The sequence below is a fragment of the Halorhabdus sp. BNX81 genome (assembly GCF_029229925.1).
Classification (GTDB): domain Archaea; phylum Halobacteriota; class Halobacteria; order Halobacteriales; family Haloarculaceae; genus Halorhabdus.
Window position 1 is genome coordinate 2,356,243 of sequence record NZ_CP107254.1, and the last position, 14,605, is coordinate 2,370,847.

General features: G+C 65.5%; 14 protein-coding genes. 7 read left to right on the forward strand and 7 right to left on the reverse strand.

Annotation, left to right across the window (positions count from 1 at the left end):
* Positions 1-2: 2 nt before the first annotated feature.
* The gene (locus tag HBNXHr_RS11890) at positions 3-1,409 is read right to left on the reverse strand and encodes a PAS domain-containing sensor histidine kinase (RefSeq protein WP_275737421.1); all 1,407 of its coding nucleotides are present in this window, start codon (positions 1,407-1,409) and stop codon (positions 3-5) included.
* A 380-nt stretch (positions 1,410-1,789) separates the two neighbouring features.
* On the opposite strand from HBNXHr_RS11890, the gene HBNXHr_RS11895 reads away from it, so the two are divergent.
* The 6 genes from HBNXHr_RS11895 to HBNXHr_RS11920 all read left to right on the forward strand — a co-directional run bounded on the left by HBNXHr_RS11895 (position 1,790) and on the right by HBNXHr_RS11920 (position 6,573).
* The gene (locus HBNXHr_RS11895) at positions 1,790-2,569 is read left to right on the forward strand and encodes an electron transfer flavoprotein subunit beta/FixA family protein (RefSeq protein ID WP_275882293.1); all 780 of its coding nucleotides are present in this window, start codon (positions 1,790-1,792) and stop codon (positions 2,567-2,569) included.
* A complete protein-coding gene (locus tag HBNXHr_RS11900; protein WP_275882294.1) occupies positions 2,570-3,613 on the forward strand; it encodes an electron transfer flavoprotein subunit alpha/FixB family protein in 1,044 nt (347 codons plus the stop codon).
* A 68-nt stretch (positions 3,614-3,681) separates the two neighbouring features.
* Complete coding sequence (locus tag HBNXHr_RS11905) at positions 3,682-5,022, forward strand: FAD-dependent oxidoreductase (RefSeq protein ID WP_345893726.1); 1,341 nt, start codon at positions 3,682-3,684, stop codon at positions 5,020-5,022.
* 4 nt (positions 5,023-5,026) lie between these two features.
* Complete coding sequence (locus HBNXHr_RS11910) at positions 5,027-5,344, forward strand: 4Fe-4S dicluster domain-containing protein (RefSeq protein WP_275737425.1); 318 nt, start codon at positions 5,027-5,029, stop codon at positions 5,342-5,344.
* A gap of 113 nt (positions 5,345-5,457) precedes the next feature.
* Entirely contained in the window at positions 5,458-5,679 is a 222-nt protein-coding gene (locus tag HBNXHr_RS11915) for a hypothetical protein (protein WP_275882296.1), read from the forward strand.
* 36 nt (positions 5,680-5,715) lie between these two features.
* A complete protein-coding gene (locus HBNXHr_RS11920; protein ID WP_275882297.1) occupies positions 5,716-6,573 on the forward strand; it encodes a DUF6159 family protein in 858 nt (285 codons plus the stop codon).
* A gap of 40 nt (positions 6,574-6,613) precedes the next feature.
* Here HBNXHr_RS11920 and HBNXHr_RS11925 read toward each other — a convergent pair whose 3' ends face one another.
* The 6 genes from HBNXHr_RS11925 to HBNXHr_RS11950 form a co-directional block, all read right to left on the reverse strand.
* On the reverse strand, positions 6,614-7,471 hold the full coding sequence (locus tag HBNXHr_RS11925; protein ID WP_275882298.1) for a ZIP family metal transporter: 858 nt from the start codon (positions 7,469-7,471) through the stop codon (positions 6,614-6,616).
* A 124-nt stretch (positions 7,472-7,595) separates the two neighbouring features.
* Positions 7,596-8,522, reverse strand: coding sequence for an ABC transporter ATP-binding protein (locus HBNXHr_RS11930; protein ID WP_275882299.1), 927 nt, complete (start codon positions 8,520-8,522; stop codon positions 7,596-7,598).
* Entirely contained in the window at positions 8,522-9,676 is a 1,155-nt protein-coding gene (locus tag HBNXHr_RS11935; RefSeq protein WP_275882300.1) for an iron ABC transporter permease, read from the reverse strand. The genes HBNXHr_RS11930 and HBNXHr_RS11935 overlap by 1 nt, the downstream gene beginning before the upstream one ends.
* A 2-nt stretch (positions 9,677-9,678) precedes the next feature.
* Positions 9,679-10,698 (reverse strand): NAD(P)/FAD-dependent oxidoreductase, encoded by a 1,020-nt coding sequence (locus tag HBNXHr_RS11940; RefSeq protein WP_275882301.1) that lies wholly within the window; start codon positions 10,696-10,698, stop codon positions 9,679-9,681.
* 2 nt (positions 10,699-10,700) lie between these two features.
* The gene (locus HBNXHr_RS11945; RefSeq protein WP_275882302.1) at positions 10,701-12,017 is read right to left on the reverse strand and encodes an ABC transporter substrate-binding protein; all 1,317 of its coding nucleotides are present in this window, start codon (positions 12,015-12,017) and stop codon (positions 10,701-10,703) included.
* 1 nt (position 12,018) lies between these two features.
* Positions 12,019-13,236 carry an ABC transporter substrate-binding protein gene (locus HBNXHr_RS11950; protein ID WP_275882303.1) on the reverse strand — a complete coding sequence of 406 codons (1,218 nt, stop codon included), beginning with the start codon at positions 13,234-13,236 and terminating at the stop codon, positions 12,019-12,021.
* A 266-nt stretch (positions 13,237-13,502) separates the two neighbouring features.
* On the opposite strand from HBNXHr_RS11950, the gene HBNXHr_RS11955 reads away from it, so the two are divergent.
* Positions 13,503-14,552, forward strand: coding sequence for an NAD(P)-dependent alcohol dehydrogenase (locus HBNXHr_RS11955; protein ID WP_345893711.1), 1,050 nt, complete (start codon positions 13,503-13,505; stop codon positions 14,550-14,552).
* Positions 14,553-14,605: the final 53 nt, after the last annotated feature.

Sequence of the window (14,605 nt, forward strand, 5' to 3'; positions counted from 1 at the left end):
GACTAGGCCTCGAAGTGCCTGACGCCGTGAAACTCGAAGCGTGCGCCCCCGTCCTCGTTGTCAGTGAGTTCGATCGTCCAGTTGTGGGCGTCGGCAATGGTCGCGATGAGCGCCAGTCCAAGCGTCGAGGTATCCGACCCCGAAAGGCCCGGCTGAAAGACCGCCTCGTGCTGGTCGGCCGGGATGCCGATGCCGTCGTCGGCCACAAAGAACCCCTCGTCGTCGGACAGCGCACCGACCGTGATCGTGATGTCGTCGGTTCCGTCACGGCCATGTTCGATCGCGTTTGCAAACAGGTGATCGAGCAACAGCCGAAGTCGACCGGGATCGACGTAGATCCTCGCGTCGGTCGATACCTGGAGTGTCGCACCGTCGCATTCGTGGTTCGCCCAGACGTCCCGGGCGATTTCAGCGAGGGGGACGTGATCGAGATCCGTCGCGGGTTCGCCCTGCCGCATCACGGTGATGATGTCGGCGACGAGAGCGTCGATACGATCGAGTGCGCGCTCGACGGCGGCGAACTGATCGGTCTCGTCGGTTTCCCGGGCGACCTCCAGCCGGCCCATCGCCACCGAAAGCGGGTTCCTGATGTCGTGACTCACCATCGTCGCGAGGCGTCTGAGCCGCTCGTTTTGTCGCTGTAATTGGCGTTCGTACTGCTTGCGCTCGGTGATGTCCTGGGTCACGCCGACGGTTCCGACGATCGCCCCGTTCCGGTCGTACCAGGGGACTTTCGTCGACATGACGGTCGTTCCGACGCCGTGCTCCCCATATGACGCCTGGACGCGCTGCTCGACGGACTCACCGGTCTCGATGACAGCCTGTTGGTCCTCGGTACTCTCGGCGGCGAGCCCAGACGAGTACAGGTCGAAGTCAGTCTTCCCGACGATGTCGTCCGGATGGTGGTGACGCTTTCCCTCCGGGTTCTCGATGTACGGCGGGCCGATCATGTCGAGCAACGCATCGCTGACAGCGACGTGGCGACCCTTGCGGTCCTTGACGTACACCGACATCGGGACGTTCGCGAGCAGCGAGTCGAGTATCGACTGCTCACGGCGAGTCGTGACGTGTTCGTCCACGAGGGATGCGAGTTCCGAAAGCAACTCGACGCGGTCGACGTCCGGCGGCACCGTGAACTGACTCGTCGCCCCGTCGGGAGCCACCGCATCCAGCGCCGGCAGTTGCCCGACGGTGACGACGATGATCGGGACCGAGCCGACGCGATCCTGGATCTCGTCGATCCACCTGCTAACATCGGTGTCCGTGTCTGTTTCGACGACGACACAGTCGACCGATACCCCATCGGCTGCCGCCGAGCGAACAGTCTCCCAGGACCGGAGGACGAACGGGCGGTCGGACCCGTTCCACCGCTCTACCAGTGTCTCGGCAGCCGGCCCACGATAACCCACGACTGGCGCGTCGTTCAGCACCGACGTAGCGGATGACAGGACACCACCACCTGATTACCAACTGTAGTGTAGGTCCCTGTTTAACCCTTCTGGCAGGATTGCGTGGGTCGGGGGCTGATATTGTGACATGGGAACGACCGGCGACACGAAAGTGACCCAAATATACGGGGATATCGGTTCAAGGATGCATCACGAAAACATGAATAAAAAAGTCCGTGATGCATTCCGGCCTTGTCGATAAAGAAGTCGTGATGCATCACGAGATCGGTCACAGGCCGTTTTCACGCGCTGGGAATAGCGCTGTCATTTACTATCGTTAGGATCCCTTCTCCCGGTGTGAACCGAATCGCAATCCCACTATATAGGGGGTCAAAGCAGAGATGACCGACGGCTGGAACATCGTCGTCTGCGTCAAGCAAGTGCCTGATGCCGCGGAGGTTTCGATCGATCCCGACACGGGGATCCTCAACCGAGCGGACGCGGAGGCAGTGATGAACGCGCCGGACTACAACGCCGTCGAGGCGGCCCTGGAGGTCCGTGACGAAGTCGGCGGCACGGTCACGGCCCTCACGATGGGGCCGGCAAGTGCCCACGAAGTCCTTCGTGGGGCTGTCGCGATGGGTGCCGACGACGCCGTGTTGCTGACCGATCGGGCCTTCGGCGGCAGCGACACCTGGCCGACGAGCCTCGCGCTGGCCCGGGCAGCCGAGGAGCTCGACGCCGACGTCGTCTTCGGCGGCGAGGAAACCACCGACTCCTCGACCGGGCAGGTCCCGCCGGGGATCGCCGCCCACAACGACTGGGCCCAACTCACCTACGTCGAGGACCTCGAACCCCGCCCCGACGAGGACCAGCTGGTCGCGAAACGCGACGTCGAGGGCGGCTACGAGCGAGTCGCCGCCGATCTTCCGGTGGTCGTCGCCATGGAGTTCGGCGAGAACCAGCCCCGGACGGCGGGGCTCCACCGGAAAATCTACGCCGAGACCGACTTCGAGCCGGTCGAGTGGTCAGCCGCCGATATCGACGTCGAAGACGAGGTCGGGCTGGCCGTCTCGCCGACGCAGGTCGGCGGGATGGCGACCGCCGAGCCGGTCCCGCGCGAACAGGAAAAGGTCGACGACGTCGAAGAGATCGCCGACCAGATCGCGGAGGTGCTCTAAATGGCCGCTGGAGCGAACGCCGATACGGCTGCCGAGGTCGACGCCCACAGCGACGTCTGGGTGTTCGTCGAACAGCACGACGGCGAGGTCGCGAAGGTCGCCTGGGAGTTGCTCGCGAAGGGGCGGGAGCTCGCTGACCAGAAGGACGAGGACCTGGTCGCGCTCGTCATGGGCGAGGACATTCGCGAGACGGACATCCCACAGCAGGCGATCGCCCGGGGCGCGGACCGCGTGCTCGTGGCCGACGATCCGATCTTCGAACCCTATCGCGCCGATCCCTACGGCGAGCAGTTCCGTCACCTCGTCGAGCAGCGCAAGCCGGACATCGCCCTGATCGGCGGGACCCACACCGGCCGGGACTTCGCCGGTCGGGTCGCCGTGCCGACTCATGCCGGCCTGACCGCCGACACGACGGAGTTGGAGATCACCGACGAGCGCTACGAGATGCGCCGCCCCGCCTTCGGCGGGGACGCCCTGGCGACGATCATCTGCCCGAACCACCGTCCACAGATGTCCACCGTTCGCCCCGGCGTCTTCGACACGCCCGAGCCCGACGAAAGCCGGGAAGGGGAGGTCGAGGACGTCGAGACCGTCGTCGGCGAGGACGAAACCCTCACCGAAGTGCTCGAACGCGAGGTCGGCGACGTGGCCGACATCACGGACGCCGAAGTCGTCGTCGCCGGCGGGATGGGGCTGGAGGGGGATTTCGATCCCCTCTGGGAACTTGCGGACCTGCTCGGTGGGGAAGTCGCGGCAACGCGGGAGGCCGTCGAGGAGGGCTGGATCGAACCCGCCCGCCAGGTCGGCCAGACCGGCAAGACCGTCCGGCCGAAACTCTACATCGCCGTCGGGATCTCGGGAGCCATCCAGCACGTCGAGGGGATGGACGACTCCGAAACGGTGATCGCCATCAACAACGACGGCAACGCGCCGATCTTCGAGAACGCCGATTACGGCATCGTCGCCGACTACGCCGAGGTGCTGCCGGAACTTATCGAACTACTCCGTGAGCGACTCGACGACACACCGGAGGTGTCAGCATGAGTACCGACGCTCAGTCAGGCGAGGACGCCGGCGTTGAACCCGAACCCAAGGAGAGCGAGGGGCCGCCGATGCCCCAGCCGACCAGCGAGACGCCCAACTACGACGGCGAGTTCGACGCGATCGTCGTCGGGGCCGGACTCGCGGGGAGTGCCGCCGCGCTGACGATGGCCGAGGAGGGCCTGGACGTGATCATGCTGGAGCGGGGCAACGCCCCCGGGACGAAGAACGTCTTCGGCGGGATCATGTTCACCCCGCGCATCCGCGAGCTGACGGACTTCGACGACGCGCCCAAAGAACGGTTCGTCGCCGAGAAGACCTTCTCGATGCTTAGCGAGGAGGGTGACGCTACCGAGGTCTCGATGCAGCCGGCGGCCTGGAAAGAGGAACCGCACAACGACTCCTGGATGGTCCTCCGGGGTGACTTCGACGAGTGGTTCGCCGAGCAGGCCGTCGAGGCCGGCGCGACGCTGCTCACCGAGACGACCGTCACTGATCTCGTTCGCGAGGACGGCACCATCGCGGGCGTCGAGACCGACCGCCCGGACGGACGGCTGCACGCGCCGACGGTCGTCCTCGCCGAGGGGGCCAACTCGCTGGTCAGCGAGGGGGCCGGCCTGGCCAAGCCCCAGGAGCGCACGGACATCGCCGTCTCCGCGAAGGAGGTCCGAAAATACGACCGCGAGACCATCGAGGATCGCTTCCACCTCACCGACGACGAGGGTGCGGCGATCCACTACTTCGGCGACGGCGCAGTCGGCGACGCGGTCGGCGGCGGGTTCATCTACACGAACAAGCGGACGCTCGCCATCGGCGTCGTTTACTCCATCGAGGACGCCGTTCACGATGAGCGCACCCCCGACGACGTGCTCGACGACTTCAAGTCCCACCCGGCGGTCGCGCCGCTCGTCAAGGGCGGCCGGATGGTGGAATATTCCGCCCACGCGATTCCGGAAGGCGGCCCGGATGCGATGCCCGATCTCGTCCACGACGGCGCGGTGATCACCGGCGACGCCGCCGGATTGGTGCTAAACAACGGCCTGCACCTCGAAGGGACGAACATGGCCGTCGAGAGCGGGTATCACGCCGGAAAAGCGGTCGCCGATGCAGTGGCGTCCGGTCGGACGGACGCCGCGGCCCTCGCCGACTACGAGGACGACCTCACCGACTCGTGGGTGATGGACAACCTGAACCACTACGGGTGGTTCTTAGACGCCGCCGCGGAGGACAAGGAGTTCCTCTTCGACGACCTGCCGCGGGCCATCGCCGACGCCGAGACCGACTACTTCCGGATGAACGACGAACCGAAGACCCGCCACACGAAATCCGCCCGCAAGCGCCTCGTCGGCGCGATGGGCGGGTACCTCGGCGCGGCGAAGAAAGCCTGGAAATACCGCAAGATGTTCATCTAGACCAATGAGTGCACAACCCGGAACCCCCGACGTCGAACAGCCATCGATCGAAGACCGCCTCTACACCGTCAAGTACGAGGACCCCGGCGAGTCCCACCTCGACGTGGAACTGGCCGGCATCTGCGAGGAGAAGTGCGTCACCCAGGACTGCGTCTCGGTCTGTCCCGCCAACGTCTGGCGGATGGAGGGTGACGACGGCGTCCCAACCATCGCCTACGAGAACTGCCTCGAATGTGGCAGTTGCCGGTGGGCCTGCTCACATGGCAACGTCGTCTGGGAGTACCCAGAGAACGGCAGCGGCGTCTCCTACAAGTTCGGATAGTCCTGAATCGTCGGACGACGACGTTATCGTTGCGCTGTTTCCGGTTTGCACCGTCCGAGGCGAGTCGTCGATCCGCCCAGAATTGATAGCTGTCTGCAAACATATGGCCCCCCATGGCCACACAGTCGTCTGCCGATCTGCTCGCGTCGTCGATCCAGCGAACGATTCTCGGGGTCTTGCTGGCGATGGTGTGGGTCGGGCTGGGAGTCACAGTGCCGGCAGTGCTCGGTGGAGGAGTGCCCGGGACGATCGCGGTGGTGGTGCTGACAGTGCTGTTCGTCGCGGCGCTCGTTGCGTTGTTCGTCGAGGGGATTCGCGAGGGTCAAAAGGGATAGTTTCATACGACCGACGCGTGAGGAGTCGCCTGAACGATGGGACTCTTCAGACGCATTTCGATCGGGTTCGGACTGGCACGGCGCAGTGGTCGGGTATTGCGGGCACACCCGAATCTGCTTGCGTTCCCGCTGCTGGGTGGGCTCGCCGGCTTGGCGTTCGTCATGACGGTCTTCGGTGGGTTGTTCGTGGCCGATCTCGGATCGGGGGTAGTCATGTACGCCACGCTGTTCGTCGTCTACGTCGTCGAGACGTTCATCGCCTCCTTTTTCACGGCGGCGTTGGTCGCCGCGACGCGAGAGACCTTCCGGGGAGAGGAGCCCACGGTCCGGGCAAGTCTGGCCATCGCCTGGGAGAAGCGCTGGCAACTGCTGGCGTGGTCGGTCATCGCGGCGGTCGTCGGGGTGATCATCCGGGGAATCGAAGAGTCGAGTGAGATCGGCGGGACGATCCTGGCAGCGGTGTTTAGTTTCGCCTGGGGCGTCATGACGTACTTCATCGTCCCCGTGATCGTCTTCGAGGAGCCCTCGATCACGGGCATGTTCAAGCAGAGCGGCCGGACGATCAAGCGCACGTGGGGTGAATCCCTCGGGACGCTCTCGGCGATCAGTATCGTCACCGTCCTGCTCGTCCTCGGCGGGTTGGGGGTGGCGGTTGTGACGTTCCTGACAGTCGGCAGCACGGGCCTCCCGGGGCTCGTGGCGACAGTCGTGATCGGCGGCGGGGCGGTCCTGCTGGCATTCCTCGTCGGCCAGGCACTGACGGGCGTCGCCAAGACGGCGCTGTACGTCTACGCGACCGACGAGGAGGCTCCGGAGTTCTTCGAGGATATGGACTTCAGTCAACTTGGCGGCGGGAGTCAACGCTCGGCCGGGATGGCCGGCGGTCGGATCTGAGCGACGACGCGCAGGGACACACGGCACCGCCGGGGTCATATCACCCCAGCGCCACGTCCAGATACAACATCACGAGCACGCCGGCCATCGTCCCGAGCGTCGCGACGCGTTCGTTGCCACGAGTGTGAGTCTCGGGAACGATCTCGTCGCTGATGACGAACACCATCGCACCCGCCGCAAAGCCCATCGCGTAGGGAAGGAGAGGGGCAACGACAGTCACGGCGAGTGCGCCGAGAACGGCCAGCGGAATCTCGACGACGCCCGCTCGGATCCCGGCGACGGCGGCGTAGAGTCGCCGATCGAGACCGGCGTTGATGGCGGCGATCGAGACGGCGAGTCCTTCGGGGATATTCTGGATTCCGATCGCCAGCATGAGCGCCAGGGCAGCGCCGACGTCACCCGAGCCGAACCCGACGCCGACGGCGAGCCCCTCGGGAATGTTGTGCAGCGTGATCGCGAGGATGAACAGCACGACGCTCGCGACCCGTGGATCGTCGATCGGAAGCTGCTCGGACTGGCCGGCCGCGTCCGCCCGCTTGCGGCCCGTCAACAGGATGTGGGCGTGGGGGACCAGGGCGTCACCGCGATCCAACACGAGGACGCCCAGGGCGATCCCGATCAGGACCGGGAGCGGCCGGAGCAACCCGTCGGCGGCGACACCCGGCACCAGGATCTCGGTCGCGTCGATGCCCGGGACGATCAGGCTGGTGAACGCCGCGGCCATCATCACGCCGGCGGCGAATCCCAGCGCGCCGTCCAGGGCACGTTCGCTCGGATCGCGCCAGACCAGGACGAGCGACGCGCCAAGCAGGTTGAGCGCCGCGATGACGACACCGCCGATCAGCGCCTGGACGAGCCGGTTCTCGCCCACGAGATCGACGAAGAGACCAGTCACCATCGCCGATCGTTCCCAGGAGTGATCATCGTGTTAGCACTCGTCGGGTCGATATTTGAACCTTGTCCGTCGAGCGGACGTCGCTCCCAGAGAAGCCTGGACGCGGACAGTTTCGTCGGTTCTGTAATCAGCCGTCACCGTCGTGCAGCGCCCGGAGCGGCGTCACCCGTGGACCGCTGTCGGTCACCGTGACCCGTGCCTCGACGCCGAACACCTCGGCCAGCAACCCCTCAGTGATCACCGCCTCGGGGGGGCCGCGATCGTAGACCGCCCCGTCCCGCAACGCGACGACGTGATCGGCGTACCGGGCCGCCTGCTCGATGTCGTGAAGGACGATCCCGACCGTGACCTCCCGCTCGTCGCGGAGTCGCTCGACGATCCCCATCACCTCCAGCTGGTGGTGCATATCCAGAAACGTCGTCGGCTCGTCAAGCAGGAGAACGTCGGTCCCCTGGGCCAGCGCCATCGCGATCCAGACGAGTTGTTGCTGGCCGCCGCTGAGGCTACCGACCTCGCGGTCACGCAGGTGGCCGACCCCCGCCAGGTCGATCGCCTCGTCGATCGCTTCCCTGTCAGCCTCCGTGAGCGACTCGAAGAACCCCCGGTGTGGATACCGCCCGTGCCCCACCAGGTCCGCAACCGAGAGGCTGTCGGGTGCGACGTTCTCCTGAGACAGCAGTCCGAGCTTGCGGGCGAGTTCCTTCGCCTCCAGCGTGTGGACGTCCGTCCCATCGAGCAGAACGGTCCCGTCGTCGATGGAGAGCTGGTCGGCGAGGCCGGAAAGCAGCGTACTCTTGCCGCTGCCGTTCGGGCCGATCAGCGCCGTCACCTGCCCGGGCGGGAGTCTGATCGTCACGTCGTCGATCACTGGCTCCTCGCTCCCGGGATAGCCGGCGACGACGTCCTTGCCGAGGAACTCGCTGGCGTCGGGGGAAGGGTCGCCGTGATCAGCGTCGTTCTCACCGGTGGCGTCCCCGGCAATTTCGCCGGTGGTTCCGGAGGGTGGCTGTATCGCCTGGCTTCCGCCATCCGTCTGTGGTGTGTCTTCGTCCATCAGATCTCACCCATCGATTCCTGTCTGCGCATCAGATACAGAAAATACGGCCCGCCGACGAGCCCGGTCACGATCCCGACAGGGATCTGGACCGGCAGGGCGAGTCTGGCCCCGACATCGGCGGCGACCATCAGCGCCGGGCCGACGAACAGACAGCCGATCATCAGCTTCCGGTAGTCGCTACCGACGATGTTGCGCACCATGTGCGGGACGATCAACCCGACGAACCCGACGATACCCGCGACGGCGATGCTCGCCGCGGCCGCGAGGACGGCCACGCCCGAGAGCGCAAAGCGGACGCGTTCGACGCGCATGCCCAGCGAACTTGCGGTTCGCTCGCCGAGCAGGAGGACGTTCAGCTGTCGAGCACTGAGGACGGCAAGTACCAGCGCCAGCACCGACCATGGCAGGACCATCCGGACCTGCTCCCACTCAGTGCCAGTCAGCGAGCCAGTGATCCACGCGATCGCCGACTGGACGATCCCGAGATCATCAGCGAAGAAGAACATGGCCCGCTGGAGGCTGCCAAAGACCGTGCTGACGATCACGCCCGCAAGCACCAGCCGGACCGGCGAGGTGCCGTTCTTCCAGGCGATGGCATAGACGATCACGAACGCGAGGACGCCCCCGGCCGCGGCGAACACCGGCAACAGCATCGACGTGCTGACGTGGAGTTCGGCGACGAGCAACGGGACGACGAACGTCACGCCGGGGATCGCGACGAGCGTCAGGAGGATCGCGAGCCCGGCCCCGGAGGACACCCCGAGGATGAACGGGCTCGCGAGTTCGTTGCGCGTCACGGCCTGGAAGATCGCCCCCGAGACGGCCAGATTCATCCCGACGAAGACGGCGACGATCACCCGCGGGATCCGCATGTTCCAGACGATCAGGCTCTGGTTCGAGAGTTCGGGAAGTTCGCCACCGAGCAGGAACCCCTGCCAGGCCTGGAGACTGAACAGCACTTTCGGGTCGGAGACGGCCGCCCAGGCCTCACCCCACGTCATCGCGAAGTCCCCGTAGCGGATCTGGACGAACCCGGCGACCAGCACCACGACGACGCTCGCGAGACAGAGCGAAAGCAATGCGCTGTCGACGCGATCGAGCCACCCCAAGCGCGAGGCGACCCGGTCGCGCGTCGTCGGTTCGCCCGCCATGGTCAGGTGTCCACCTCCAGGGTGTCCCGGTCGGCCGCGATCTCCGCGGCGCGTTCGAGGACGAGTTCGTCCTCGAGGTGCTCGAGCAATCGCCGCTGGCCGCGGTCGGCCGTCGATTCGATCTCCGCCTCGGAGCGATACGCCGCGAGTCGACGGTCGATCTCCCGTTCGCGGAGTGCGACGTAGCGGCGGCGATCCACCTCGCGATCGGCGGGCCACCGGTCGGCGAACACCCCTCGCCAGGTCTCGCGCTCGCCCCACTTGTCTTCGCGCGATGACTCGGGGCGGACCCAGTCGTAGTAGGGGGCGAGCGCGGGCGGGTACCCCTGATCGCAGCGGACGGCCTCGACGACTTCGATCCCGACACGCGCGCCGCGACCGGCGGCCACGATCGCCTGTCGATCCGCCGCTCTCGAGGGCGAGGCGATATATAGGCCGTCGACGGGTGTCCCGCCGTCACGATCGGGATACGAGCGGTCGAGTCTGGTCCGGCCGTCGGCCCCGTCGAGCGTCTCGAAGGCGTCGTCTTCCAGAACAGGCCGGAGATATTCCCCGCCGTAGCGCGTCGCCGCGACGACCCGGTCGGCGGTGTGGGTGTTTCCAGCCGCCGTCTCGACGACGAATCCGGAGTCATCCGAGCGGTGTTCGACACGTTCGTCCGGGCGATCGATCCGTTCGACCAGTTCCGGGACGACATCACAGCCGGCTTCGGTGGCGTGGTCCTCGAACAGTGTCGACAGTGTCTCCACGCCGATGCTGACCGGGAATCCGGGGTAGTTCTCGACGACGGCGCACTGCTGGAGGGATGAGCGCCCGCGGTCGCAGACGAGCGTGTCCAGCCCGTACCGGGCCGTGAACACGCCAGCCGAACAGCCGGCAGGGCCGCCGCCGACGACGATTACGTCGTAGTCGGTGGCCGCCGTGCCACCTTCTCCGCCGTGACCGGCGCTCGTCGTGTTCGTGTGCCCGCGCCCGTCACGTTCGGTACTCGTCGCGTGACTCGATTCCTCGTGGTCGGTCATCGCTATCGGTCTCCGGTGATCGTCCCAGCGACGCGATGGTGATCGAATAGCTGTTCGTCCGCCGAGAGGTCCGGATACGGACCGGACTCGTAACGTGGCCACGTACCGAACTGCTCGGGATAGAGCTGTTTTGCGCCCATCTCGAGTTGGAAGAGGTTCATGAGGGGGCCCTGATGTCTCCCGCCCTGGGCGTAGATCCGGTCGTTCCGGACGGCGCTGACCGCACTGGCGACGGGATCCTCGGCGAGGGTCTCCCGGATCGCAGGCATGTCGTGGTCGTCGACGATCCCGCCGAGGATCACGAGGACATCCGGATCGGCTTCGAGCAGTCCCTCGTAGTCGATCTGGGTGCCGCTGCCGACGGCGTCGTCGTCGGCGAAGGCATCGACCGCGCCGAGCGGCCGGGTATGGGCAGCGTGATAGCCCGGGCCGTTCACGTCGTAGACCCACATCGTGTCGTTGCTCGTCGAGGGGAGGACCATCGTGACTGTCGGCCGCTCCGATTCCGGCGGGAGCCCCTCCCGAATCGTCGCCACCAGCGCCTCGTGCTCGCGTCGAAGGGCCTCGTAGCGCTCTTGTTCCCGAAGGACCGAGGCGACGTGGCCGAAGGTTTCCCAGAGCGTGTAGTACTCGTAGCTGTCGGCGTAGGCTTCGGGTGGTGTGGCGTGTTCGGCGCTGAACTTGTTGCCGAACCACGGCGCGACGCGTTCTGCGACCTCCTCGACATCCGCGCGCTCCCACTTGCCCATCGTGACCACGTGAGCGGGATCGGCGAGGTGAACGTCGCTGTCGAGGTCGTAGAGTTTCTCCTTGCTCGGGTTCCAGGAGTCATAGCAGTCGCTCCAGTCGACGGAGACGCCATCGAGTGGTGCGGTGATGGCGTCCATCAGCGAGTTCGTGTACTCGACGGCGTAGACGGCGTTGACATCGTCGCCCCGACCGAGGGCCAGCGCCATCTCGGCGTAGGGATTCATGATCGTGAAGATGTCCTCGGGGGTCTCCTCGAAGGGCACTTCTCCCATGGGGGCCATCGAGACAGAATATTCGCCTGCATCTTCGTCACCGTCCTGCTGGTCCGTCTGTGTCGCGGTTTCGTCGGTCGGTGTCGTCGATTCGGTCGGCGTGGCGGTCGCCGTCGGATCTGCCTGGCTGTCGGTCCCCGTGGGTGTCTCACCTGCCGGCGTCTCGGTCCCGTCCCCGTCACCCAGACAGCCGGCCAGCAAGCCACTGCCCAGAAGCGCCGTTCCGCTGGCGAGCCACGCGCGTCGAGTCAGTCCGGCGTCCCCATCTTCGTCCGCCGGGAATCGGTCGTCGGACATTTCAGAACTCCCCATTGACGACATCGGCAACGCGTTCACGGTCGAACAGTTCCGCCTCGACGCCGTAGAGGTGGCGGGCGGTCCGCTCGGTCAGGACCATGTTCGTGATCGGCCCCTGGTAGAGCCCGCCGGCACGGTAGACATCGCCGTTGTCGACGGCGGTGAGTGCGCTCGCCGTCGCGTGTTCCTCCAGGGAGGCGACCACAGTGTCCTCGAACGCGGATTCCGAGAGACCCTCGTATCCACGCAGGAGGAGGACTTCGGGGTCGACATCGAGCAGGGTTTCGAGATCGATCGCCGCGCGACTCCCGTGGAAGTCCTTGATGTCGGTGCTCGCCAGGGCGTCCCTGACCTTGAGATCGTGGAGGTGCTTGAACCCGGTACCCTCGCCGATGACGTAGGGGTAGAACTCCACGGGCTGGTCGCCGACGCCCCAGAGGACGGCGACTTCCGGGCGCTCGCCCTGACCGGGGACAACCGGCGCGAGGTTGGACTGAAAGTCGTCGTGGATCGCCTCGAAAGCCTCGAAGTACTCGGTGCGCTGGAAGACCTGCGCCAGCTTCTCGAAGGCCTCATAGAGCGTGTAGTAACGGTAGTCGGAATGCCAGGGATAATGCTGGGCGTAAATACAGTTGCCAAAGAAGGGGCCGACGTCGCGTTCGATCGCGGCGATGTCCTCGTCGTCCCACCCGCTGAAGCGGTTCATCAGGAAATTCGGGTCGATGACGTGGATGTCGGCATCGAGGGCGTAGAACCGTTCCTGGCTGACGCTGTCCTGGTAGAGTGAGACCATCTCGCTCTTGTCGACCGAGACGCCCGGAATCGCGTCGTAGTAGTCGGTGTGATATCGGTTCGTCAGCCAGACGGCCTTCGGGGGTTCCAGGCCAAGCGCGATTCCCATGTCCGCCCAGCTGCCGTTGTTCGCGACCCAGGTCTCAGGGACTCCCTCGAAAGAGACCTCGCCGACCGGTACGAGCGAGACGGAATACGACTCGGACGGCGACTCACTGGCAGCAGGCGTGTCCGTTGCCGTGGTGTCAGTCTCCGTTGGCGTGTCTGTCGGTGTTTGGGTCGCCGTGTTTGTCGGCGTAGCACCTTCAGAAGTATCGTCGTTCGTGCCCAGACAACCGGCGAGCAGACCGCCGGCGATCGCCGCGCCACTGTACTGCAACAAACGTCGTCGAGTCGGCGTTCGGTCTCCGTCGTGTTCGGGCTGCATATGAATTAGGGCAGCCTAAAAACATAAGACACTTTCGAAAATTTTGGCTCGCCTAAAACCCGAGTGAATGATCAGTACAGACGATCACAACGGCTATCACTGTCCAATCCAGGTGACGCGAGAACGGGGAACTGCGTGGCCACTGAGCCCCCCTACCGGCTGATTCGACGAGATCGGGGCCACTGATCGATGGCTGGACGTAACTGGCATCGCTCCGCCCAGCCATAGATTGATTAGCTATCCCTTCTAATCGATCATGAGGAAGCATGAAAGCATTTGTTATGAGCGAAATCGGCGAGACGGCGATCATCGAGAAGGAGCGGCCCGAACCCGGTCCCCGGGACGCGATCCTCGAACCCACGGAAGGACTAATCTGTACCTCCGATTGCCACACGGTCCACGGTGCGATCGGCGAGCGTGAGGATCTGACACTCGGTCACGAGGTCGTCGGCGTCGTCGACGAGATCGGCAGCGAGGTCGAGCACTTCGAGGCGGGCGACCGTGTCGCCGTCGGCGCGATCACGCCCGACTGGAACTCCCTGGCCGCCCAGGACGGCCATCCTTCCCAATCGAACCAGGCACTCGGCGGGTGGAAGTTCGCCAACGTCAAGGACGGCACCTTCGCCGAGTACGTCCACATCAACGACGCCGACGGGAACATGGCGAAGATCCCCGAGGGCGTCAGCGATCACGAGGCGGCCTACGTCGCGGACATGCTTTCGACTGGCTTTGCGGGCGCAGAGCGCGGCGACATCCCGATGGGCGGGACCGTCGCCGTCTTCGCCCAGGGCCCCGTCGGCCTCATGGCGACGAAAGGGGCCGAACTGCAGGGTGCCGGCCGGATCATCGCTGTCGAGACCGTGCCCGAGCGCAAGGAACTCGCCCGCGAGTACGGCGCGACCGACGTCGTCGACTTCGGCGAGGTCGACGCCGCCGAGGAGATCATGGACCTGACCGACGGCGAGGGCGTCGACGTCGCCATCGAGGCCCTGGGAGCCGACGAGACATTCCAGGACTGTATCAAAGTCACCAAGCCCGGCGGCACGGTCTCGAACGTCGGGTATCACGGCGACGGCGAGTTCCGCCACATCCCGCGGGCGGAATGGGGCGTCGGCATGAGCGAGATCGACATCGTCAACGATCTCTGTCCGGGCGGGCGGCTGCGCATCCAGCGCCTGCTGCGCTTGCTCGATCAGGGCAAGGTCGACCCGACGAAGATGACCACCCACGAGTTCGAGTTCGACGATATTCAGGAGGCCTTCGAGATGATGGAGACGAAGGAAGACGGGATGATCAAGCCGCTGATCCACTTCTAGGCCGGTTCGACGGCCTTCGTCGTGGGGATCACCCGTCCGAGATCGTTCAATTT

Bases quoted from the DNA above. Each gene is read 5' to 3' on its own strand.
- HBNXHr_RS11895 (WP_275882293.1), top strand. From the start codon at position 1,790: ATGACCGACGGCTGGAACATCGTCGTCTGCGTCAAGCAAGTGCCTGAT.
- HBNXHr_RS11900 (WP_275882294.1), top strand. From the start codon at position 2,570: ATGGCCGCTGGAGCGAACGCCGATACGGCTGCCGAGGTCGACGCCCAC.
- HBNXHr_RS11905 (WP_345893726.1), top strand. From the start codon at position 3,682: ATGCCCCAGCCGACCAGCGAGACGCCCAACTACGACGGCGAGTTCGAC.
- HBNXHr_RS11910 (WP_275737425.1), top strand. From the start codon at position 5,027: ATGAGTGCACAACCCGGAACCCCCGACGTCGAACAGCCATCGATCGAA.
- HBNXHr_RS11915 (WP_275882296.1), top strand. From the start codon at position 5,458: ATGGCCACACAGTCGTCTGCCGATCTGCTCGCGTCGTCGATCCAGCGA.
- HBNXHr_RS11920 (WP_275882297.1), top strand. From the start codon at position 5,716: ATGGGACTCTTCAGACGCATTTCGATCGGGTTCGGACTGGCACGGCGC.
- HBNXHr_RS11925 (WP_275882298.1), bottom strand. From the start codon at position 7,471: ATGGTGACTGGTCTCTTCGTCGATCTCGTGGGCGAGAACCGGCTCGTC.
- HBNXHr_RS11930 (WP_275882299.1), bottom strand. From the start codon at position 8,522: ATGGACGAAGACACACCACAGACGGATGGCGGAAGCCAGGCGATACAG.
- HBNXHr_RS11935 (WP_275882300.1), bottom strand. From the start codon at position 9,676: ATGGCGGGCGAACCGACGACGCGCGACCGGGTCGCCTCGCGCTTGGGG.
- HBNXHr_RS11940 (WP_275882301.1), bottom strand. From the start codon at position 10,698: ATGACCGACCACGAGGAATCGAGTCACGCGACGAGTACCGAACGTGAC.
- HBNXHr_RS11945 (WP_275882302.1), bottom strand. From the start codon at position 12,017: ATGTCCGACGACCGATTCCCGGCGGACGAAGATGGGGACGCCGGACTG.
- HBNXHr_RS11950 (WP_275882303.1), bottom strand. From the start codon at position 13,236: ATGCAGCCCGAACACGACGGAGACCGAACGCCGACTCGACGACGTTTG.
- HBNXHr_RS11955 (WP_345893711.1), top strand. From the start codon at position 13,503: ATGAAAGCATTTGTTATGAGCGAAATCGGCGAGACGGCGATCATCGAG.